Genomic DNA, 23,300 nt, shown 5'->3' on the forward strand with positions numbered 1-23,300 from the left:
GTAGATTAATTCAACAGTTAATCTAAGAGTTGGGCTTTGTTGTAGATTAATTCAGCAGTTAATCTAAGAGTTTGCCTGAGTTGTAGATTAATTCAGCAGTTAATCTAAGAGTTTGGCTTTGTTGTAGATTAATTAGGCAGTTAATCTAAGAGTTCGGCTGAGTTGTAGATTAATTCAACAGTTAATCTAAGAGTTGGGCTTTGTTGTAGATTAATTCAGCAGTTAATCTAAGAGTTTGCCTGAGTTGTAGATTAAGTCAGCAGTTAATCTAAGAGTTCGGCTAAGTTGTAGATTAATTCAACAGTTAATCTAAGACATGCTCAAAATTAACACCACACAACGAAAAGAGCTTAGAACATTTACGTCCCAAGCTCTTTCAATTTTTTATCAAACCCTATCATCACATATGCACTATAATTCTGTTCTAAGTTCCCACAATTCTGGGAAGAATGCTTGATCAATGACACGTTTCAAATAGTTAACGCCTGAACTTCCGCCTGTCCCTATTTTAAATCCTATAATTCTTTGTACAGTCTTCATATGTCTAAATCGCCATTGACTATATCTATCTTCAACGTCTGTTAATTTTTCTAGTAATTCATATAGTTCAAAGTAATCTTCTGAATTTAAATAAATTTCTTTAAATGCTTCTTTGACTGAATCATTGCGTTCGTAATTCTTTGTTACTTCTCTGTTTAACACATCTTTATCGATATTGAATCCTGCTCTATTCACTGCTTTGATTGTTTCATCGTATATACTTGGTCTTTCAAGTTGATTTTTTAATTGATTATAAATATTTGGGTCTTTTTCATATATTTTCAACGCGTGTGTTGTTTTATAACCTAGGCTATATTCAATCATTCTATTTTGAAAAGATTGGAATCCAGAAGAGTTTCCTAAATCTTCTCTGAATTTCAAATAGTCACTTGGTGTCATCGTCGATAATACTTCCCATACTTGAATGAGTTGTTTTTGAATATTACCTACTCTTGCTAATTTTTTAAAAGCTTGTTTATATTGATCTAGTTTTATATCTTCACAAGCTGAATTAATTTCATGAATAATCAAGTTCATCCATAGTTCTGAAACTTGATGTACAATAATAAATAATTTCTCATCGTGTGCATCTGTTAAGGTGTGTTGTGCTGATAATATTTTATCTAAACCTAAGTACTCACTATATGTCATATCTTCTGTAAAATCCGTTTTAACACTTTCCCCTTTAATTGATTCATCTTGATAATGGCTCATTATTATTCCCCCTTTTTTGCTATAGTTGCTCTTATTGGTGAACCGTCTGCACCAACGATATTCAATGGTAACCCTATAAAATCATAATATCCTTGTGTAACATCTTCTAATAATAAATTTTCAATATTGATAATATCATAGCGATTAAACGCATGATGATTATCTAAAGTTTTAGAATCTATGTCATCTACTGAAGGTACATCAATTCCAAATACTTTTATACCAATTGATGACAAATAAGCGATTGCTTCTTCAGTTAGGACTGGAACTGTATCCGGAAACACATCAGCATGAGCTTGAGACTTTGTTTTAATCATAATTATTGTCCCTTTAATATCGAAACCTTCTAGTATCTCTCGCGTAATAAGCGCTTCTCCAATTACTTCTACTAAAGTAGCTTCTCCAATTAGTCTATTCACATCAATCTCATGAATCTTTATTCCATCATTATCAAAATGAAATGGTGCGTCCATATGTGTCCCTATATGCGTGCTCGTTGAAATACAACCAATATTTACAGACCCTGTTTCTTCTTTAGTTGCAGATAATTCAAAACGGAAAGGCTCATCTCCTGGCCAATTTGCTATATCATTTGTTAATGGTTGTGTAATATCAATCCACATAAACATGCTCCTCTACTTGTGTAATCGTTTTCGTTTTACCTTCTTTTAATTCTATTGTACATGAATTCTGATATTTAAGGTGGATACTGTTTAGCAATGAATGATATTTGGGTAAACTCATAATGAGGTGAATGAACATGTCATACATACGTGTACACGGAGCAAACCAGAATAATTTAAAAAATATTAATATAGATATCCCGAAACATCAATTAACAGTCTTCACTGGAAGATCTGGTTCGGGAAAATCATCACTAGTTTTTAGTACTTTAGCAGCTGAATCTGAACGTTTATTAAATGAAACTTATTCAAGCTATGTACAAAATCAACTGACATCTTATGAAAAGCCGGATGTTGATAGAATAGAACATCTACCAGTTGCCATGATTATAAATCAAAAAAGATTGGGTGGAAATTCACGTTCAACTGTAGGAACAATATCTGACATTTACGCTTCAGTTAGACTTTTATGGTCAAGAGTGGGTGAGCCTTTTGTTGGATATTCGAGCGTATTTTCATTTAATAATCCAAGTGGCATGTGCGAACGTTGCCAAGGACTCGGTTATGTTGAAGATATCGACTTAAACGAGTTGTTAGATTATGATAAATCTTTAAATGAAGATGCGATAAAGTTCCCATCATTTAGACCAGATAGCTGGCGTGGCAAACGTTATTTATATAGTGGTTTATTTGATAATGACAAGAAGCTTAAAGACTTTACTAAAGAAGAAATGGACACATTCCTTTATACAAAACCCAAAAAACTTAAAAATCCTCCAGAAAATTGGCCAAAAACTGCTAAATTTGAAGGTTTGATTCATCGTTTTAGACGCTCATTTCTATTGAATGATAATTTCGAAAAGAAACGTTTTCTAGAAGACGTAAATAGAGTTGTCACTTCCCATAAATGTCCAAAATGTCATGGTAAAAGACTAAACGATAAAATTTTAAGTTGTAAAATAAATGGACTGAGCATTACTGATTTTACAGCTCTTTCAATAGATGATGCGATTGAATTTCTAAATAAACTTAAAGACAAAAAAGCTGCATATATTATTAAACCATTATTAGAGCAGTTAGAAGCTTTATCTTATGTTGGATTAAATTATTTAACATTGGACCGTAAGACACCTTCTCTATCAGGAGGAGAATCTCAACGCATTAAATTAATACGTCACTTAAATAGTCCACTATCTGACCTCGTCTATATTATTGATGAACCTAGTGTTGGCTTACATCCTGAAGATATTGAAAAAATAAATGACATTATGAAATCTATAAGAGATAAAGGCAATACAGTACTCGTCGTAGAACATGACCCTGACGTTATTCGTATTGCAGACCACGTTATAGACATTGGACCCGGTGCAGGCAAACATGGTGGTGAAATTACATTCACAGGTACTTATCATGAATTGTTACAATCTGATACTTCTACTGGTAAAGCTTTAAAACGACAACACAAATTAAAAACATTACCTAGAAACGCACAGAGCTACATCAATTTAAAAAATATATCAGAAAACAACTTAGTAAACGTGTCCGTTGATATACCTAAAAATATTTTGTCTGTTATTACAGGTGTAGCAGGTTCCGGAAAAAGCACATTATTAAAAGCAGGACTTAAATCTCAGAAAGAGACTACTTTCATTGACCAAAAACCTGTACATGCTTCAAATCGTTCAAACTTACTAACTTATATGGATCTCTTTGATGAAGTAAGAGAATTCTTCAGCAAAGAAACAGGACTAAAGAAAAGTATGTTTAGCTACAACTCAGAAGGTGCCTGTCCAGAATGTCATGGTAAAGGCGTTATCAAAACAGAACTTGCATTTATGCCTGACTTTTCACAAGTTTGCGAAGTGTGTAAAGGGACCAGATATAAACCAGAAGTATTAGAAGCCAAAGTAAACGGTTATTCAATAGCAGATGTATTAGCACTAACAGTTGAAGAAGGAATGAACATATTTAAAAATAACAATAAAGTATACACACGTCTTAAACATTTAGAATCAACCGGCCTACATTATATGACTTTAGGACAATCACTAGATACATTATCAGGCGGAGAAATACAACGCGTTAAACTGAGCAGATATTTAGATCAATCCGCTTCAAACCAAATATTCATATTCGACGAACCAACAACAGGACTGCATGAAGATGACATACCAACATTATTATCATGTTTCGAACAACTCATCCAACAAGGCAACACCGTCATATTAATAGAACATAACTTGACTATGATGACACATGCAGACTGGATAATCGACGTAGGACCCGGAGCAGGCATGATCGGAGGTAAAATATTATATAGTGGCGAACCAAAAGGCTTATTAGAAATAGAAGAATCAGTAACAGCCAAACATTTGAATAGATATGTAGAAATATAGAAAACCCCCCACCTAATTCGAAGAAGATAAACTTTCGAATTAGGTGGGGTGATTTAATATAGGAAGTAAATAGATTTCATGTTAAAGAGATATCGTGCGTTTTGCTCGGATTTGACTCGAATCGCACGATATCTCCTCAGTCTTCGTGCGATTCTAATCAGTCTTCGTGCGATTCTAATCAGACCAATATTAAGATCGAAGTTTATACTTCAAATTCTTCTTTTTCTCTTAATTTTTCTTTAACGTAATCATAGTTTCCTTCAAATTTAGTTAATTTTTTATCTTTTAATAAATATGTTATATCAAATAGCTTATTCAAGAAGTATCTATCATGTGAAACTGCGATGATTGTACCATTATAATCTAACAATGCGTCTTCTATTGTTTCTTTTGCATCTATATCTAAATGGTTTGTTGGTTCGTCTAATACTAGCACGTTAAAATCTTGATTCACAATTTGTGCCCAACGTAATCTCATTTTTTCTCCACCACTTAGACTACTGATTTTATTAAATACATCTTCTCCATAAAACATAAATTGTGCAAGTATATGTCTAGCTTGACCTTCTGTTACATGAACTACATCTCTAAATGTTTCGATAACTGATTGGTTATCAATATTTTCAAAAGTGTGTTGTGATAAATAACCTATTCTTAAATTAGATGCTCTTTTAACTATTCCTTCATCTGGTTCTATTTGATTAATCATCATTTTTAATAATGTACTCTTTCCTGTTCCATTATCTCCTATTATAGATACATGTTCTTTTCTTCTAATGAGTAAATCAATTTCTTCAAACAATATATCTTCGTACATCTTAGAAACACTTTCTAATTCTATTACATCGTTAGAAACGCGTTGTCCTTCTGCTAAATTCACGTTCATTCTTTTATGTTCTAGTATAGGCTTATCTAATTTCTTTATTCTATACAATGCTTTTTCTATACTTTTTGCCCGTTTAAATAAAGCTGCATTTGGTGGATTTGCTTGGCTTGCCCATAATCTTAATTGCTTAATCGAGTCTTCCATTTTCTTAATTTTCTTTTGTTGTGTTTGATATGCTTCAAATTCATTTATAATTCTTACTTCTTTTTCTTTAACAAAATAACTATAATTACCATGGTATACATGCAATTGACCTTGATCAATTTCTAATATTTGATTAACAGTGTCATCTAAAAAGTATCTATCATGAGAAACTATGACAACTGCGCCTGAATATTGCTTAATAAAATCTGCTAACCAATCAATAGATGAAATGTCTAAATGATTGGTAGGTTCATCTAATAATAACAATTTAGGTTGTTGTAATAGTATTTGAGCTAACCCTACTTTCGTTCTTTCTCCTCCAGAGAGTTTCTCCCACGTATGATTTAATAAATGATTTATTTTTAATCCGTGACTTACTCGTCTTATTTGAGCATCTATTTCATATCCACCTAGTTGTTCGAACAATTCTTGTAATTGCCCATACTTCTTTAATAATAGTTCAATTTTGTCAGTTTCATTAGCCATCTCAGCTTCGATTAACTGCATTTTCTGTGAAATGTTATTAACTTCTTCAAATACTTCAGTTAAACATTCATATACTAGTTTGCCATCTTCATAGTTTGGTAATTGATTCAAATATCCAATTGATATATTCTTCTGCCAGCTTATTTGCCCTTCTGTAGGTGATTCTATACCAGCCATCAATTTTAATAATGTACTTTTACCTTCACCATTTCTTCCAACTAGCCCTACACAGTCCCCTTCATTCAAGTCATATTTAATATCTTCAAATATAACATCACCTGTATAAGACTTAGATAATTTAGACATGTTTATAATATTCATATTGCTTCCTCCAAAATCGTGCTACAAGGAAGCTGGTGTCAGACATTCCTTATAGCTATATTTTTCTTCAAAAAAGACATACTTCGCCAATTTTGGAGAAACATTCGCAAATTTGTTGCGTACGATTACAAAGAATCTGCAACTATGAGCTAAAAGAAACATCTGAAACACCTCCGTTCATCAAAGTTATCTTTATTATATTACTGGTATTGTTATTTTACAATGCGATTCATTATTCTAAATCTTCGCCGATATTAACATTTGTGACGTAATTATCTACTATTGTAAATATAATAAGATTCCCCTCTACAATGAATCTATAATTTTTTCCGTTACTAGTTTCTTCTATAGTATAATCATTTCCATAAGCATTCATAATTTGTGATTTAGATATATGTTTCTGTTTCACTGGAAACTTGACACTAGCAGCATAATTATCGTTGTGGTTATTACCAAAATAAAACGTTTGATCATAAGAATTCATATTTTTAAAAGTTTCTCCATCATTTGATTGAGGTTGAACAATTCTATGACCATTCATTGTTACGTTCTTGTACACTAATGCGTTGATGAAAGTTGAATCTAAGATAAAGCTACCATCATGCCCTGTATTACCTTGATACTTATAGTAAGGTGTTGTTGCAGCTTCGACATCATTACCATCTTGACTAGGGATATTTACTACTCCAAACATTGTTCCGATTGAAATTCCTGTTGCAATTGTTAACTTTGCCACTTTATTCATTTCCACCACTCCCTTTTAGTATAATTGTACACTTACATATTACAATAACATTACAAAGATTTCAAAAATGTTACGTCAAACGTTTTTCATTCTATAAGTAGTAATAATACTGATAATTCAGTCTTCTGATGATATAAATCTATTTAAACTTACTCGCACTAACTATGCAGTCTTTTATAATATTACTTAAAAGCTACAATAATCTTATTAAACTCATAGGATTTACTGAATCTTTATAACTTCAGAAAATTTTTATACTTCTTTCATCGATACTCAAAGCACTTTTCCAATGTTGAATGTCTCTCTTAATATCGAAGTTCAAAACTGTCATGAAAGTATTCCGTACGTAACATCTATTTTCCGGACTTTTTCATACAATTGCATACAATTGGTAAATTTAAGTGTAATATTACAAAATATCTCAACTGTAATTCTTTATTACAATATTTCTTGCACATTGTAATCTTTTGTTATTTGACTGTAATTTACAAAGCCTTTATTTATGTTATTGTTGTCTTGTCCCAATTTTCAGGGGAGAATTTTTAACTAACAAAGAAATCATCATCTTAAATTAAGATACTAATAAATAAAAAATTATTCGGAGGGTTTTACAATTATGAAAAAAGCAATTTTAACTTCATCATTAGCAGTAGCAATCGGAGCAACAGGAGTAGCATCTTCACAAGTAGCAGATGCATCTGAACAAGGCGTAAATAAAGAGCAATTAGCTCAATTAGCTCAATCAAATTCACCAGAACTTAATGAACATGCTGTCCAAGAAGGCGCATATGACATTAATTTCACATTAGATGGATTCGAATATAACTTTGAATCAGATGGATACAACTTTACTTGGGAATATCATGCAACTAATGCAGCTGACACTGAAAGCACTCAAGCTCCAGTAGCTCAACAACAACCAGTTGCTGAACAAAACGTAGCTGAACAAACTCCAGCTCCAGCAGCAAACAACACTGCTAGCGAACAAGCAACTCAAGAAGCGCCAAAACAAGTAGAAGCGCCAAAACAAGAAACTCAAGCACCAGCTCAACAACAAACACAACAAGCGCCAGCTCAAGAAACTAAATCATCTTCAGCTTCTGAAGGTTCAAGTGTAAACGTTAATGATCACTTAAAAGCTATCGCTCAACGTGAATCAGGCGGCGACTTAAAAGCTGTTAACCCATCATCAGGTGCAGCTGGTAAATACCAATTCCTACAAACTACTTGGGATTCAGTAGCTCCAGCAGAATACAAAGGTGTATCACCTACAGAAGCTCCTGAACATGTACAAGATGCAGCAGCTGTTAAATTATACAACACTGCAGGCCCTTCACAATGGGTAACTGCATAATTAATTAAGCAGTACTAAAATTTTATTCAACAAACTAATCCAACGCCCTCGGCAATAGCCGAGGGCGTTTTTTTATTGATTTAATATTCTATTTACATAACTTGCAACTTCCGGAAATGAAGTATAACCATCCCTATCACAAAAATGTCCATCGTGTTCAATGGTTACAAATTCAGAATTTAACTTTTTCGCTAAATTTTCACTGAGTTTATATGGAACTACGCGATCGTTTGTCGCAATAATACTTATAATATTGGGTACTATTTCTTTAAGTTTTTCAAAATCTATATTAGTATGCTGAATATAATCATCGAGTTTACTTAATTCCGGGATTTCTTCATAAAATCCTGCAACCAATACAAGACCTTTAATGTTCAACTTACCATCATACTTCGAAAGATAATTCAGCACCGTCACAACACCTAAACTATGCGCAACAATCACATTTTCACCAGAAGTTAAATCCACCTCTGCCTTTAACCTATCCGTCCAATCACTCAATATAGGATTTGAAGAATTAGGAAAATCTAAAATCTTACTATCAACACTAGGAACATGTTGAGTCAACCACTTAAACCAATGCTTTTGACTATTAGCATTGTAACCATGTGCTATATATAAATATTTATTCATAACAATCACCTTTCGATTTAATGTACAAGTGCATTAATGATCCCTATAATAATTCCTCCAAATGGAAAAACGAGCCACCAAAATTTTGAAAAGAACTCCCAACCATTCCTTGGTCTATTATAATTAATATCTTGTTGAGGTGTTTCTCTGTAAGTTTCAATAATCGTTTTCTTTAAATTTTTATCTCCTTTTATTAACTCATCTAAAGATAAATCGAATATATCACTCATTTGAACTAGTATATCTATGCCAGGATACACCTTACCCAGTTCCCATTTAGAAACACTTTGTCTTGTTACATGTAATTTAGCAGCCAATTCATCTTGTGACCATCCATTAAGCTCACGTTCTTCTTTAATTTTCGATCCAATATTCATGATTATTCACCCCTTTTCTACACTATAGAACTAATCATACAAAAAGTCCCGAAACTATTTTTTGCTTCCCACAGCAACCAGAAGTTGCGACCTTATTAAACCAACTCTTACTTAGGTTATACCCATTTTCACAATTTTTATATTTAGAATACGGTCATACTACCCTCCGTCTCCTAATAAATATAAACATTATTGTAGGGATTACTAGCGTAGAATATCTACAAACATTAATAATAAATAATGTTTGTTATACTAAATAATATAAATATATTTTAAGGAGTGAGTAAATTGGCTATTCCTATTATTATAGATACAGATCCTGGTATAGATGACATCATTGCAATTTCTGCTGCCATACATAGTAAAGATTTAGATGTGAAACTCATTACTTCAGTAGGCGGTAATGTTGGAATTGAACATACTACACAAAATGCATTAGATATTGTAAATTACTTTAAAAAAGATATACCTGTAGCAAAAGGTGTCGATACACCACTCATCAATAAGCTTGCTACTGCTGAACATGTTCATGGACATAATGGAATTGGTAATGTGCAATTTAAGACTTCATCTCAAACAAATATTTTAGAAGATCATGCCGTTATAGCAATGAAAGAAACGATTATGAATTCTGAAGAACCTATAACTTTAGTTCCTATTAGTCCTTTAACTAATATTGCATTATTATTTTCACTCTTCCCAGAAACTAAAAGCAATATTAAACAAATTGTTTTAATGGGTGGCGCTGCAGTCGGAGGAAATGCAACACCATTAGCTGAATTCAATATATATGTAGACCCACACTCAGCTCAAATCGTATTTAATCAAGATATCCCTATCGTTATGTGTGGTCTTGATGTAACGAGAGAAACTATGATTAACCAGGATGATATACAAACACTCAAAAAACAAGGAGACTTTGGCAACTTAATAACTGACATGTTAGAAGTCTATAATGATGTAAATTCAGGTAAAAAACACGAACATATCATACATGATTTATGTACATTATTTTATTTACTTTATCCAGAAATGTTCACAACAGAGCGAGCTGACGTTTCCGTTATAACAGAAGGACAAGCAGCCGGATGTACATACACAGAATTTAATAAAGAAGGTAAAGTTGAAGTCTGTATGCATGCAAATAATAAACAATTTAGAGAAAAATTTGTAGAATTCGTAAAAGACATACATCAAGCGAGATAGAGAATAATATACAAGTGAATATTGAGATTGTGCTTACTGGCAGAATTACGAATTATGCTCCTTAACAACACATCTTACGGACATTTCTCTGAATTATGTCTCTAACACCACATCTTACGGACATTTCTCAGAATTTTGTCCCTAACGACACCTCTTACGGACATTTCTCGGAATTATGTCCCTAACAACACCTCTTACGGACATTTCTCAGAATTATGTCCCTTAGCACCCCTCTTACGGACATTTCTCAGAATTTTGTCCCTTAGCACCCTTCTTACAGACATTTATAACGATTTTGTAGTGCGGACGCCTGAGGGAATAGTATGAGTGAGAGACTACAGGCTCGAGCCATACCCCTAGGCAAGCATGCACGTACAAAATCGTAAGATTATATAAAACTGTATATTTATAACGATTTTGTAAGTGCTGACGCCTGAGGGAATAGTATGCGTGAGAGACTACAGGCTCGAGCCATACCCCTAGGCAAGCATGCACTTTACAAAATCGTAAAATAAAAAAACAAGCATATCACTGTAAAACTGAAAAGTTCAGTTAAGTGATATGCTTATTTATTTTGAGTTAGGACTTCTGTCGCACTCTCGATATTATTTTATTAATATTCACCTTTATCTATTCTATGATAACCTCTTAAGAAATAAATAAGTGTCATTGCTGATAGGAATACTATACCGATAATTACCGATACTCTTGTTTCTGCGTTAAACAACATACCGATTAATACTAAAATAAAGAATCCTAATGTTATATAGTTTGTATATGGTGCGAATGGCATCTTGAATGGATGATTTTTAATTTCTTCTGGATGTTTTTTTCTAAATTGTATGTGACTTAGTAAAATCATAAACCAAGGTACCATACCTGGTAAAATAGATGCACTGTATACATACACGAATATATTTTCAGAACCATCTATTACTAATGGTAGTACAATATTTAAGATAACACCTACAAAAATACCAATTGAAATGGCTAACACTGCAAAGAATGGAACGCCTGTTTTCATTACTTTCGTAAATATACGTGGCATTTGTCCTTTTTGAGCTAACGTATATACCATACGACTTGAACTAAAGATTCCTGAGTTACAACCAGACATTGCAGCTGTAATTACAACAAAGTTAATTAATCCTGCTGCTATTGTAATACCAACTTTTGCAAATGTTGCAACGAATGGACTACCTACATTACCTAATTGATCCCAAGGATAAACAGTTACAATAACAAATATTGCACCTATGTAAAAGATTAATATACGCCATATAACACCGTTTACAGCGTTTTTAATATTTTTCTGTGGATCTTTAGTTTCACCTGCTGTAATACCTATTAACTCTACACCTTGATAGGAACCAACAACCATTGATAAAGCAAAAAAGAAGCCTATAATACCATTAGGGAAGAATCCTCCGTGTTCAGTTAAATTGCCTAAGCCTATAGCATTTCCGCCATTTCCTAGCCCAAAGAATATTAAACCGAAACCTGCAATAATCATTAAAATAATTGTCACTACTTTTATCATAGCAAACCAGAATTCAAATTCACCGAATGCTTTAACTGAAGTTAAATTTGCTGCTGCCAATGTAACTACAACTATGACTCCCGGTACCCAAGTTGGTAATTCTGGCCACCAATATTGCATATATTGTCCAACGGCTATAACTTCACTCATCCCTACTACTATCCATTGGAATATATTACTCCATGCGGTTACATAACCTGCAACTGGATGTAAATAATCACTTGCATAGTTAGCAAATGAACCAGTCGTTGGATATAAGTAAACTAATTCTCCCATTGCTCTCATTACTAAATATAAGAATAGACCTGCTACTAAATAAGCAAATATTGCAGATGGCCCCGTCCATTTAATCGTACTTGATGCACCCATGAATAAACCAACACCAATAGTACCACCAAGTGCGATCATCTGTACTTGACGAGAACTAAGACCTCTTTTTAAATGATTGTCTTCCATTATTTCGTGTCACTCCTTGTTTCAATTCATCAAATTTTAAATGCGTCAAACTTCATGGGACAATTATACTATAAAGTGTCAGAAAATAAAGCGTTACTAGAAAGCGTTTTCTGAATTTTATTATTTTAAATGAATTATGTTCATAATATTGTAATTTATTCATAAATATCATCTATTTTCTACAAAAAAAGTGATATTTTAACTCTTTCGCTAAAATATCACTCTTGTATTTCCAAGTATATTTTATTGTATTATCTCTGCCATTGTTCTGTTCACGCTTCCTGCATATATAGAACCAAATTTCACTAAATGTACCATTAATAAATAAAGTTCATAAAATTTAATTCTATCATCTGAACCTTTGCTTAAAGGTAAAGCTTCGTTGTATGCATCATAAAATTCATTCGTAAATCCTCCGAACACTTTTGTAGCTCCAAGGTCAAATTCTCTATCACCATATAAAGGTGACGGGTCGAATAGAGCAGGTTCTCCATTAGATAAGAACATGTAATTACCTGCCCATAAATCTCCATGTAATAATGAAGGTTTACTATTATGATTTTCTAAAGTTTTGATTATCTTTTCACGCACTTTTTCAAATAATGAAAGTTCTTCTCTAGACCATAATCCTCTATTCACAATTTCATCTCTCAATTGGTCTAGCCTTTGTTCTACAAATATATTAATCCACGTATCTTTCCAACCATTTTCAAAAGTAATATCACTTCCATGATAAGGCAAATGGAATCCAAACTTACCATGTGGCTCATGATGACTGTGTAACTTCGCCACAAGCTTTCCTAGTTCTCTTTGATTTTCAGAATGACCTTCTTCGAGATAACTTAACAATAAATAAGCATCTCCATTAATTTGTCCATGAGCTTTAACAACAGGAGCAGTTACATCAGCCGCTTCAAACGCTTCTAAGCCGGCAATTTCAGCTGCATAAAAGTCATCACTTCTATCATGTTGAACAAGCAAAAAATATGGTCCATTTGTCGTTTCTATTCTATATGCTTCATTTACATCTCCACCACTAACTGGTTTCATTTCTTGGATATTATCTATAGGTAATTGTGATTGCCAATCTTTATTCATGACTATCCCTCCTATATAATAGTGTAAATGAATATGATAACGAGCTCAATTATGGGATATGAGAGGTATATCTATTATCATTTCATCTGTTCAAACTGTTTTATAAAAGGTATTAATTGTTCTCCTTTTTCAGATATAGAATAATATATATTCGGTGGCATAATTTCTTCTATTCTAACTTGTAGAAATTCATTTTCAACTAATAATTCGAGTGATTGTTTAATCTTTTGCTGATCATAACTTTCAAGTTCTGAGATTAAGTCCCTCTCTTCTCTCTCTACATTGCTTAATTTAGCCAATACTATTAACCCATAGTTATGACCTAATTGATTGATGTTAGAAATAACTTTGTCCTCGTTAACTGAACGCATATTTTTACCTCTTCTCGTATAAGGTATTTTGAAAAACTTGTTTAAACTATAACATAACTTGAAAATTATATATTATCTTAACTTTCAAGATTGTTATTATAAGATTTAATGATTTCTTGTTTAGCTACATCGTCCGCTTCAAAATACCATATTTCATCATTCTCTAATTGGTTCACACCATCTATAGATATTTTCTCAAAATGTTCTGTTGCATCCTTATATTCTGAAATTAATTTCCTTGTGTCATTTAGATTAAAACTCGTTGTGATGTTATCTTGAGCCACATTCATTAATTTATTGAAGTTGTTAACATTTAAATTGTTTTTTAATTTTTTACTAGTCGCTTCTATTACTATTCTTTGTCGCTCTTGTCTACCCTCGTCATCACCAGCACCTGCTTCTTTTCGGCTGCGCACAAAATCTAATGCTTCGTCTCCAGATAACTTAACTTTTTCACCTGCTTTAAAAGTTGTTCCATTAAATTTAAATGAATTATTACTTTTAACGGAAACTCCATCTAGTGCGTCGATTGTTTTTTTAAATCCATCCATATCAACTGTAATATAACCATCTATAGGGATATTAAATTCTTTCTTCAGCGTTTGAACTGCTGTTTTTGATCCACCATACGCATAAGCATGAGCGATTTTATCATGATTTGAATATCCAGGTATATTAACAGCCATATCTCTCGGTATACTAACTAATTGTGTTTTTTTCGTTTTGGGATTGATAGAAGCCAACATGATTGAATCCGTTCTTTCTCCAATATTCTCAGATTCTCTCTCTTTATTAGAATCCACTCCAAATATTGCGATTGATATTGGTTTGTTATGTTTAATTTTTTCCTTAACATTTTTTGAATCTTGCTTATTTATTGGTTGATATACTTTATTATTTAAGTTAACAACCTTAGTTACTACGAATATTCCAGCTATTAAGATAATAGCAGCAATAAATATTGTAATCTTGCCTCTTCTTGTTAGTTTCATAGTTAAGCTCCTATATTTTTTATTTCATACTCTCGATGATAACATTTTTCTGTAACCTATTAAATATTTTTTAGGTAGTCCTAAAGTCTTATTGTTTAAAATTGTTTTTTTATTTAAAATTGAATAAAGTTAAAAAATAAAATACAAAGGAACATATATCACCATGATGAAAAATTCAAAACTCATAATAGCCTACTCAATTATTTTACTGTTAATCATCGTATCTATTCTTACTGGATACATATCTCTAATAGATAGTTCTGTAAGTCATTTTATACAAAACATGGCTGTAGACTTTAGATTACACAATTATTTATCTATTTTTTCTTTTATATTTTCACCTTTACATACAGTTATCTTAATCGCTGTCTTACTTTTAGGTTTATTCATTCTCAACAAGAAAAAGGTCTTACTTTATTTAATTTTTTCTGTAACTTCAATAATTATAGGAACATTATTAAAATATACCGTCCAAAGACCAAGACCTTCTGATTTAATTGATGGCTATAGCTTTCCAAGTTTGCACACATTAATATTATTTGTAGCTATATTTGTATTGCTCGCTTTATACAACAAAGGCATTGTAAAGGTTATTTCTGTAATTGTAATTATTTCTATGATGTGTTCAAGAATTTATTTAAATGCTCACTTTTTCTCAGATACTTTATCTAGCTTAATTATTGTTCATTTAGTTTTTTTATGTGTAAATAAGATTTCGAAAAAATACCCTATTTATTAAATATTTCACCTCCTTTATTTTGTGATACCATACAATAAAGGAGGTTTTCTTATATGAGATATAATAGCTTCAATCAACCTATTGGTGACGAGGTCAAATCTTTCCAGAATCCTAAAAATCCTAGCATTAATACAATTGAAGGTAAGTATAGTAAATTAGAACATTTAAATTCAAGTCATGTAGATGATCTGTTTACACTGTTATGTGCGAAAGAAAATGATGCAAATTGGACATACTTACCGAATGAACCGATTCACGATAGTGATGAATTCAAAGCATTAATGAATACTCGAATTGAGTCTCAAGATCCTTATTTCTTTGCGATAATAGACAAAGCAACTGGTAAAGCTTTAGGCATATTATCACTTTTACGAATTAATACTAAAGCTTCATCAATTGAAGTGGGGCATATACATTATTCATCACTTTTAAAAAGAACACGTATAGCTACTGAAGTTCAGTATTTACTTGCTAAATATGTATTTGAAACTTTAGAATATAGACGTTATGAATGGAAATGCGATAGCTTAAATGAACCTTCTAAACGAGCAGCACTTCGATTAGGATTTACATATGAAGGTACATTTAGACAAGCATTAGTATATAAAGGTAGAACTAGAGATACAGACTGGTTCTCTATTACAGATAAAGAGTGGCCAAATATTAAACAACAGTATGAAGATTGGCTAGACGAAAAGAATTTCAATAGTGATGGTAATCAAGTTAATAAACTATCAATTAAATAAATGTTTATTTTCTACTGATTGGGTATTATAAAGGTAAACTGTCGAGGAGATGAATTGATGAATAATCAAAGAATAGTCCCGCACTTATGGTTTGATAAAGAAGCCCAAAAAGCAGTCGATTTTTATATGAAAGTCTTTCCAGAATCAGAAGTTGTAACAGATGTAACTTTTACTGACACACCATCAGGAGAGTCCAAACAGTTTATTTTTAATATTTTTGGTTATAGATTTATGGCAATTAATGCTGGTCCTTACTTTGTGAAAAACCCTTCTATTTCATTTACTGTATTATTTAAACAATCAGAAGCAGACTTATTAGATAAAGTATGGTCTGCACTAGCAGAAAACGGTAAAGTAATGATGGAGTTAGAAAAATACGACTTTAGTGAAAAATACGGTTGGTTAGAAGATCAATTTGAAGTATCATGGCAACTACTAATTACCGATCAAGAATTTGATGACCGTATCAGACCGTCATTTATGTTTATTAATGATAATGTTGGTCGCGCTGAAGAAGCGATCAATTATTATACAAGCGTATTTAAAGATAGTGGTGACACTAGTAAGTATTACTATCCAGAAGGTATGGAACCAGATAAACCAGACACATTAGCTCACGCAGAATTCAAACTAGAAAATCAATATTTTGTTGCATTAGATAGTGCACACAAACATGATTTCAACTTAAATGAAGGTATTTCACTGATGCTGAACTTAGATGACCAAGAAGAAATCGATTATTATTGGGATAAATTGTCCGCCGTACCAGAATCAGAACAATGCGGCTGGGTTAAAGACCAATTCGGAGTTTCTTGGCAAATCGTACCTAAAATAATGGATAAAATGGCTGAAGAAGGTACGCCAGAACAAATCAAACGCCTAACCGAAGCGTTTTTGAAAATGAAGAAGTTTGATGTAGATACTTTAATAAAAGCATATGAAGGAAAGTAACAAAAAAGAGAAAGCATTTTGTGCTTTCTCTTTTTTATATATTAATTTTTGTGTTCTAACGCGCTAGTTTTATTTTACTGGTACTGGCCATGTCTCTAGTTTCTCTGCCATTTCCCAGAACATGTATTCATAGTAACTTGTCTTTACAACAATATCTTCTAAACGTTGTAATTCTTCTTCTGTCTTTCCTTCAGCTACGTTATTCATTAATTGAATGCAGTCTTCTTTAGATGAACTGAATTCTTGTGATGCATACATTTTAATCCATTCTCCATATAGTGGATGGTCTTTTGAACCTTCAATTTCTGCTAATTTCAAACCTATATAACTATAACTCCATGTACACGTTAGTATTGCGGCAATAACATTCTCGATTCCACCTTGTTGTGCTAAATTCAACATATAACTTGTATATGCTAATGTAGTTTGAGCTGGTTCTGTTTGTTCAAGTTCCTCTTCCGTAATCCCAAATTGTTTAGCATAGCTACGATGCAAATCCATTTCTGTATGCAAAGTATCATAAGCTAAATCGGCGTAAGTTGTCATCATCTGTAAATCTGGAGATTTAGCTGCACCAATAGAAAATAGCCTTGCATATTCAATCAAATATACATAATCTTGCTTTAACCAATGTTTAAACTTTTCTTCATCAAGTGACCCATCTCCTAATCCTTGAATAAAAGGATGATCCATATAAGACTTCCAAATTGGTTCAACTCTTTTAAATATTCTATCTGTAAATTTCATTTATATCCTCCTTATATAAAAAAACGCTATTTTCATTAAGAAAATAGCGTCTACTTATACTCTAATTATAGATATGCCACTTTCCTACGCCAGTATAAACTGGATCAGGTTCAAGGAATTTCAAAGTTTCACTTTAATCTCAGCCTTTCAAAAGGCACTTCCAGTGGTTTAATATTTTTTTATTTAATTTTCATTCAGTTACAACATATCGGTTTTGTAGTTATTTTGCAAATAAAGTTATAAATAGTCCCACGATTCTTACTTTTCTTTTCTAAATATATTCTCTTTTTTCTTTCCTCTTGCAAGTTCATCAATTAGTTTGTCTAAATATCTTATTTCTTGCATTAGTGGTTCTTCGATTTCCTCTACTCTTATTCCACAAATAACGCCTTTGATAAGTTTTCTATTTGGATTTTTGTTTGGTGCTTCTTTGAAAAATGTTTCAAAGTCGGTTTTATTTTCTAAAATTTCTTCTAATTCTTGCTGGCTATAACCTGTTAGCCAAAGGATGATTTCATCTACGTCTTCTTTTGTTTTTCCTTTTTTCTCTGCTTTAGTAACGTAATGTGGATATACACTTGAAACTGGCATTGCATATACTTTTTCTTTTTTCATGTTTTATCCTTCTTTCGTTTATGTTTGTTGACGTTGTCTTTGACTTAAAAATATAGCAATAATCGCTAACACTAATAGTGATGATGCAAAAATAAGTGCACCATTATAATTATTAGTATCTCCAATTAATATTCCTGCAAAATATGGTGCAATAACTTGTCCGAGGCTATAGAAAAATGTTAATAGTGCTACTAAATTTTTACCAGATATTGCACTCATTATTTGTCCTCGTGACATAAATAAAGTCGTTAACCCTAAGAAAGTTCCTCCAAATAAACATGAACTTATAATTAAGCTTATTGTAGTATGTGAAAACACTGGCAATATAACGCCTATAAATTGAAGCATAAATGCAAGATAAATCGCTTTAATATATCCTATCTTATTCCCTAAAACGGACCATAATACACACGAAGGTATTGCTGTTAAACCAACAAACATCCAACTTAATGCAGCATATTCTTTTAGATTTGGTATAGATTCAACAATAGCGACTAAGAAAGTACCTGTAACGATATACCCCGCTCCTTCTAGTAAATAAGCAATTGAAAAGAACACCATAAACCATTTTGTATATGTTTCATTTTTATCAGTCTCAATATTTAATTTCTTTTGCTTCAAATTTAAAGGTTCCTTTATATCTTTCATTAAGAAAATAACAATTGAACCCATTAATAAAGAAGCTACACCTAATATGATCCAAGTAGATGACCATGTCTCGCTATCTGTATATAATTGAACAAAAATACTACTCGTGAATATTCCAATTCCAACTCCACTGTATAAAAATCCAGATAAATGAGACTTACCGCCTTTATTTAAACCTTCTAATACGACATTAGAAGCAAGTACAAATACAGTACCGCTCGTAATACCAGCTACAAATCTCAGAACATTCCATGTAATAAAGTCATGCGTAAAGCCCATAAGTAATACAGAAATAATGTTGATTAATAAATATATTTTTAAATCAATGACCTTGCTTCTCATAATTAAGAATGTAGGAATCATCGCACCAATCAAGTAACCTAAATAGTTGATTGTAGCTAATAATCCAGCGTCTTGATTGCTTAAATGCGTTGCTTTTTGCATGAAAGGTAAAATGGGCGTATAAGAAAAACGTCCAATCGCCATAACAATAAAAAGTGATAGCATACCTAATATTAGTTGTTTATACGCTTTACTAGCTGACAATTTACGCACCTCGTTTTCTCTTTTAAGTAATATTATCTCTCTCATAGCATGAATACACAAGATGAATTTAAAAGAGAAAGAAGAGAAGAAAAATAAAAAGCACGCCATATCCACTATTAATAATTTTGGATTGGGCATGCTTTTTATTTACTATATTATTCTGATACTTTAATGACTTGCTTACCAAAATTATCTCCTGTAAATAATTTACGGAATGCATTTGGTATTTGGTCAAATCCTTCATCTATTGTTACTTCTGATTTTATTTTACCTTCTTGTACCCATTGTGCTAATTGTTCACTAGCTTCTTTAACGTCTTCATTAAATTGAGCAACTATAAAACCTTGCATAAGTGCTTGGTTTTTTATAAGTGTTTGTTGTATGCGAGGTCCAATGTCCTCACCTTTAAGATTATATGAAGATATTGCGCCACAAACTGGAATTCGTGCAAATTTATTAAGGTGTTTAAATACTTCGTCTGAAAGTTCTCCACCTACATTTTCAAAATATACATCTATTCCATTTGGTACTGCTTTTTCAAGTTTTTCAGCAAAATCGTCTTTTTTATAATCTACACCTTCATCGAAACCTAACGTCTCAGTTAAATAATTAACTTTCTCGGAGCCGCCTGCTATACCAACAACATGAGCACCTTTAAGTTTAGCAATTTGTCCAACTACTGACCCTACTGCTCCTGAAGCTGCTGAAACAACTACAGTTTCTCCTTCTTGTGGTTTACCAATTTTCAACAATCCTTGATAAGCTGTCATTCCTGGCATACCGAGTACACTTAAATATAAGTAAAACGGTACTTCATTAGAAGCTATTTTAGTTACGTATTTTTGGTTAATGGTTATAAATTTTTGCCAAGGCAATACACCCGTAACAACGTCTCCTTTTTGTAATTCACTTGAGTTAGATTGAACTACCTCAGCTACGATATGCCCGTTAAAAGTTTTATCTAATTCATATGACTGCGTGTAACTTTTTGAATCGTTCATTCTACCTCTCATATAAGGGTCCACGGATACATATATCGTTTTTAATAATACTTCGTCGCTACTTGGTTCTCTAACGTCGATCTCTTCATAGCGAAATACATCATCTTGAGGAATACCTTCTGTTCTTTTAGCTAATACTATTTGTTCATTTTTCATGATTTTCCTCCTAATTTATAACTAAAAATTATTCAATTTATTTCCTTTATATAAATAGATATTAGACTTGATTAATAAGAGACTCAAATAATTTGTTTTTCCTTTAATTCGATATTTCAATAAAGCTATAGAAATTCTAAGCTTTTAAAATTTACTTTTCTATTATGTTCTGTCATGATGCATTATAGTAAATAAAATTGATAGAGAGAAAGAGGTCATCTTATGATTATTATAAATGCTAAATTCGAAGTTCAATCACAATCTGTTGAACAATATGAATCATTAATAAAAAATTTAGTTGAATCATCAAGAAACGAAGAAGGAAATATCGGTTACGAACACTTTAAGTCTACAGAAAAAGAAAATACTTATTTAATGTATGAAATTTGGGAGAACCAAGAAGCAATTGAATCACATAATAATAGTGAACATTTCTTAAGCTTCTTTAGCAATGTAAAACCATTACTAGCTGGACCTGCAGATATTAAAGTAAGTTTAAATAAAGAATAATAAAAAAAAATCTATTGCCACTTTTATGGCAATAGATTTTTTGTTTTATACAGTTTTATCTTTAACTAACGGATTATCAGGTTTAATAAAGAACCACATGATAATTGCGAATACTACAGGAACCATCATTAATTGTAATGTCCATGTCCAACCAATTTTGTCTGCTAAGAAACCAGCTAAAATCGGACTTAATAGCGCACCTATATTACCCCATAAGTTCATCCAACCAGAAACAGTACCGGCAAAGTTACGACCTAAGTCTGTAGCTGTTGCCCAACTCATTCCCATTGATAAACCTACTCCACCAAGACAAAGTGATAACCAGAAGATATTCAAGTATAAGTTATCAGTAGCTAAGGCAAAGTATAATGAAATACAGAATACGACGAATCCAGTGATTGCGATAATACCACGTGCAGCAAACTTAGATTTACCGCTTGATAAAATTTTATCTGAAATTGTTCCACCTAACATAATCAGTACAAACATTGCTAACCATGGAGCACCAGCAATGAAGCCCATTTTTTCAAAATCAACATGATACTCTTCGTGTATATATGTAGGTAACCAAATTAAGAATAATGTAATTACGAACTGTACTACAAAGTATTGTGCTGCAATAGCATAAAAGCTAAAACGACTAAAGAAGATTTTCCATGGTGCAGATGTTTTTTCAGTATCCACTACATCACGCGTTTGCATAATAAATTTCTTCTCAGCTTCGTTTACCATTTTATGTTGTTCAGGTAAGTCTTTAGCGATAATTGCCCATAAAATCGCAATAATTATACCTATAAAACCAAAGATATAGAACACTGCTTCCCAACCGAATGAAGTCATAATAGCGATTGTAACGATTGGTGCAATAACTGGTCCAAAATATGATCCGGCTAATAGTGCTGAAGAAGCACGGCCTTTTTCATTTTTGTTAAACCAATAACTATTAAACACAGCATTTGATGGGTACATTGGTGCTTCACCAATACCAAATAAGAAACGTACAAAGTATAGTAAACCGTGATTTTTAACAACACCAGTTAAAATCGTAAATGCACTCCACCATAGTAAAGCGATTGTTAACATTTTCTTAGGTCCAAATTTCTCAGCAAGAATTCCTGAAGGTACTTGCATTAAAGCATAACCTAGTGAGAAGAAGGATGCTAAGAACCCGAATTGAGTTTTGTTCATATTTAAATCTTCCATCATCGGCCCAGCAATAATAGAGATGTTTGAACGGTCCATATATGCAATAATCCCTATGATGAAGAATGCTATAGCAAAATACCATCTTATATTAGTTCTTTTTTCATTCATAAATATCCAACTTTCTTAATTAATTTCCCTTTATATTCATACGGTCATATGATGACTTTAATTATTAGTAAGTCGAATATAGCATAATTAGGAAACGCTTACAATATAAAATTTAAAAAATCGGCATATATTTTATTGTGAATAAATACACAAAACACTTGAATTGACGGGGTCTATCATACAATACTCTGCAAATTTGTGTGTAAATAGATGACCGTAGTTACACTTCTTTCGACTTGTGTGAATATGGATATCTATAGTTACACTTCTTTCGATTTGTGTGAACATGGATATCTATAGTTACACTTCTCTCGACTTGTGTGAACATGGATATCTATAGTTACACTTCTTCCAACTTGTGTGAACATGGATATCTATAGTTACACTTCTTTCGACTTGTGTGAACATGGATATCTATAGTTACACTTCTTTCGACTTGTGTGAA

The 23,300-nt window shown here is 32.1% G+C and carries 22 protein-coding genes and 1 riboswitch; of the genes, 7 read left to right on the forward strand and 15 right to left on the reverse strand.

What is annotated here, in order from left to right; all coding sequences use genetic code 11:
• Positions 1 to 411 precede the first annotated feature (411 nt).
• Both LQ668_RS11615 and LQ668_RS11620 read right to left on the reverse strand, forming a co-directional pair.
• The gene (locus tag LQ668_RS11615) at positions 412 to 1,254 is read right to left on the reverse strand and encodes a tryptophan 2,3-dioxygenase (protein WP_208143543.1); all 843 of its coding nucleotides are present in this window, start codon (positions 1,252 to 1,254) and stop codon (positions 412 to 414) included.
• Between the two features lie 2 nt (positions 1,255 to 1,256).
• Complete coding sequence (locus LQ668_RS11620; RefSeq protein ID WP_107509350.1) at positions 1,257 to 1,877, reverse strand: cyclase family protein; 621 nt, start codon at positions 1,875 to 1,877, stop codon at positions 1,257 to 1,259.
• Positions 1,878 to 2,014: 137 nt separating this feature from the next.
• On the opposite strand from LQ668_RS11620, the gene LQ668_RS11625 reads away from it, so the two are divergent.
• A complete protein-coding gene (locus LQ668_RS11625; protein ID WP_239747876.1) occupies positions 2,015 to 4,273 on the forward strand; it encodes an ATP-binding cassette domain-containing protein in 2,259 nt (752 codons plus the stop codon).
• Positions 4,274 to 4,475: 202 nt separating this feature from the next.
• Here LQ668_RS11625 and abc-f read toward each other — a convergent pair whose 3' ends face one another.
• Together abc-f and isaB are read right to left on the reverse strand one after the other, a co-directional pair.
• Complete coding sequence (gene abc-f / locus LQ668_RS11630) at positions 4,476 to 6,110, reverse strand: ribosomal protection-like ABC-F family protein (RefSeq protein WP_107509348.1); 1,635 nt, start codon at positions 6,108 to 6,110, stop codon at positions 4,476 to 4,478.
• Positions 6,111 to 6,342: 232 nt separating this feature from the next.
• A complete protein-coding gene (gene isaB / locus LQ668_RS11635) occupies positions 6,343 to 6,855 on the reverse strand; it encodes an immunodominant staphylococcal antigen IsaB family protein (RefSeq protein WP_107509347.1) in 513 nt (170 codons plus the stop codon).
• Between the two features lie 616 nt (positions 6,856 to 7,471).
• On the opposite strand from isaB, the gene LQ668_RS11640 reads away from it, so the two are divergent.
• A complete protein-coding gene (locus tag LQ668_RS11640) occupies positions 7,472 to 8,209 on the forward strand; it encodes a transglycosylase family protein (protein WP_078357851.1) in 738 nt (245 codons plus the stop codon).
• A 72-nt stretch (positions 8,210 to 8,281) separates the two neighbouring features.
• Here the strand turns inward: LQ668_RS11640 and LQ668_RS11645 are convergent, their stop codons facing one another.
• Both LQ668_RS11645 and LQ668_RS11650 read right to left on the reverse strand, forming a co-directional pair.
• Complete coding sequence (locus tag LQ668_RS11645) at positions 8,282 to 8,842, reverse strand: RBBP9/YdeN family alpha/beta hydrolase (protein ID WP_107509346.1); 561 nt, start codon at positions 8,840 to 8,842, stop codon at positions 8,282 to 8,284.
• A 17-nt stretch (positions 8,843 to 8,859) separates the two neighbouring features.
• Positions 8,860 to 9,219, reverse strand: a complete 360-nt coding sequence (locus LQ668_RS11650) for a helix-turn-helix domain-containing protein (protein WP_078357853.1) — start codon at positions 9,217 to 9,219, stop codon at positions 8,860 to 8,862.
• Between the two features lie 288 nt (positions 9,220 to 9,507).
• On the opposite strand from LQ668_RS11650, the gene LQ668_RS11655 reads away from it, so the two are divergent.
• On the forward strand, positions 9,508 to 10,425 hold the full coding sequence (locus LQ668_RS11655) for a nucleoside hydrolase (protein ID WP_239747877.1): 918 nt from the start codon (positions 9,508 to 9,510) through the stop codon (positions 10,423 to 10,425).
• A 613-nt stretch (positions 10,426 to 11,038) separates the two neighbouring features.
• Here the strand turns inward: LQ668_RS11655 and LQ668_RS11660 are convergent.
• The 4 genes from LQ668_RS11660 to LQ668_RS11675 form a co-directional block, all read right to left on the reverse strand.
• Positions 11,039 to 12,421 (reverse strand): amino acid permease, encoded by a 1,383-nt coding sequence (locus LQ668_RS11660; RefSeq protein WP_078357855.1) that lies wholly within the window; start codon positions 12,419 to 12,421, stop codon positions 11,039 to 11,041.
• 243 nt (positions 12,422 to 12,664) lie between these two features.
• Positions 12,665 to 13,519: a fructosamine kinase family protein gene (locus LQ668_RS11665; protein ID WP_239747878.1), complete on the reverse strand. Its 855-nt coding sequence runs from the start codon at positions 13,517 to 13,519 to the stop codon at positions 12,665 to 12,667.
• Positions 13,520 to 13,596: 77 nt separating this feature from the next.
• Positions 13,597 to 13,890, reverse strand: coding sequence for a winged helix-turn-helix transcriptional regulator (locus LQ668_RS11670; RefSeq protein WP_078357857.1), 294 nt, complete (start codon positions 13,888 to 13,890; stop codon positions 13,597 to 13,599).
• A gap of 77 nt (positions 13,891 to 13,967) precedes the next feature.
• Positions 13,968 to 14,882 (reverse strand): LCP family protein, encoded by a 915-nt coding sequence (locus tag LQ668_RS11675; protein WP_239747879.1) that lies wholly within the window; start codon positions 14,880 to 14,882, stop codon positions 13,968 to 13,970.
• A 163-nt stretch (positions 14,883 to 15,045) separates the two neighbouring features.
• Between LQ668_RS11675 and LQ668_RS11680 the strand changes: the two genes are divergently transcribed.
• Genes LQ668_RS11680 through LQ668_RS11690 form a run of 3 tightly spaced genes read left to right on the forward strand, consistent with a single transcriptional unit; the run spans position 15,046 to position 17,318 of the window.
• Entirely contained in the window at positions 15,046 to 15,621 is a 576-nt protein-coding gene (locus LQ668_RS11680; protein ID WP_107509342.1) for a phosphatase PAP2 family protein, read from the forward strand.
• 53 nt (positions 15,622 to 15,674) lie between these two features.
• Positions 15,675 to 16,367 (forward strand): GNAT family N-acetyltransferase, encoded by a 693-nt coding sequence (locus LQ668_RS11685; RefSeq protein WP_078357858.1) that lies wholly within the window; start codon positions 15,675 to 15,677, stop codon positions 16,365 to 16,367.
• 57 nt (positions 16,368 to 16,424) lie between these two features.
• Positions 16,425 to 17,318, forward strand: a complete 894-nt coding sequence (locus LQ668_RS11690; protein ID WP_078357859.1) for a VOC family protein — start codon at positions 16,425 to 16,427, stop codon at positions 17,316 to 17,318.
• 69 nt (positions 17,319 to 17,387) lie between these two features.
• On the opposite strand, the gene tenA is transcribed toward LQ668_RS11690, so the two are convergent.
• From tenA to LQ668_RS11710, 4 genes are all read right to left on the reverse strand, one after another.
• Positions 17,388 to 18,065, reverse strand: a complete 678-nt coding sequence (gene tenA, locus LQ668_RS11695) for a thiaminase II (RefSeq protein WP_208143530.1) — start codon at positions 18,063 to 18,065, stop codon at positions 17,388 to 17,390.
• 64 nt (positions 18,066 to 18,129) lie between these two features.
• Positions 18,130 to 18,237: riboswitch (TPP riboswitch) on the reverse strand.
• 86 nt (positions 18,238 to 18,323) lie between these two features.
• The gene (locus LQ668_RS11700; protein ID WP_078357864.1) at positions 18,324 to 18,680 is read right to left on the reverse strand and encodes a DUF2200 domain-containing protein; all 357 of its coding nucleotides are present in this window, start codon (positions 18,678 to 18,680) and stop codon (positions 18,324 to 18,326) included.
• 18 nt (positions 18,681 to 18,698) lie between these two features.
• Positions 18,699 to 19,874 (reverse strand): YbfB/YjiJ family MFS transporter, encoded by a 1,176-nt coding sequence (locus tag LQ668_RS11705; protein WP_239700440.1) that lies wholly within the window; start codon positions 19,872 to 19,874, stop codon positions 18,699 to 18,701.
• A gap of 155 nt (positions 19,875 to 20,029) precedes the next feature.
• Complete coding sequence (locus LQ668_RS11710; protein WP_239747831.1) at positions 20,030 to 21,031, reverse strand: NADP-dependent oxidoreductase; 1,002 nt, start codon at positions 21,029 to 21,031, stop codon at positions 20,030 to 20,032.
• A gap of 222 nt (positions 21,032 to 21,253) precedes the next feature.
• Here LQ668_RS11710 and LQ668_RS11715 point away from each other — a divergent pair, with 222 nt between their 5' ends.
• The gene (locus LQ668_RS11715; RefSeq protein WP_078357867.1) at positions 21,254 to 21,541 is read left to right on the forward strand and encodes a putative quinol monooxygenase; all 288 of its coding nucleotides are present in this window, start codon (positions 21,254 to 21,256) and stop codon (positions 21,539 to 21,541) included.
• A gap of 45 nt (positions 21,542 to 21,586) precedes the next feature.
• Here the strand turns inward: LQ668_RS11715 and LQ668_RS11720 are convergent, their stop codons facing one another.
• Positions 21,587 to 22,855, reverse strand: a complete 1,269-nt coding sequence (locus LQ668_RS11720) for a pyruvate MFS transporter (protein ID WP_078357868.1) — start codon at positions 22,853 to 22,855, stop codon at positions 21,587 to 21,589.
• Positions 22,856 to 23,300 lie beyond the last annotated feature (445 nt).

Source organism: Mammaliicoccus sp. K-M42 (genome assembly GCF_022386375.1).
GTDB classification, from domain to species: Bacteria; Bacillota; Bacilli; order Staphylococcales; family Staphylococcaceae; genus Mammaliicoccus; species Mammaliicoccus fleurettii.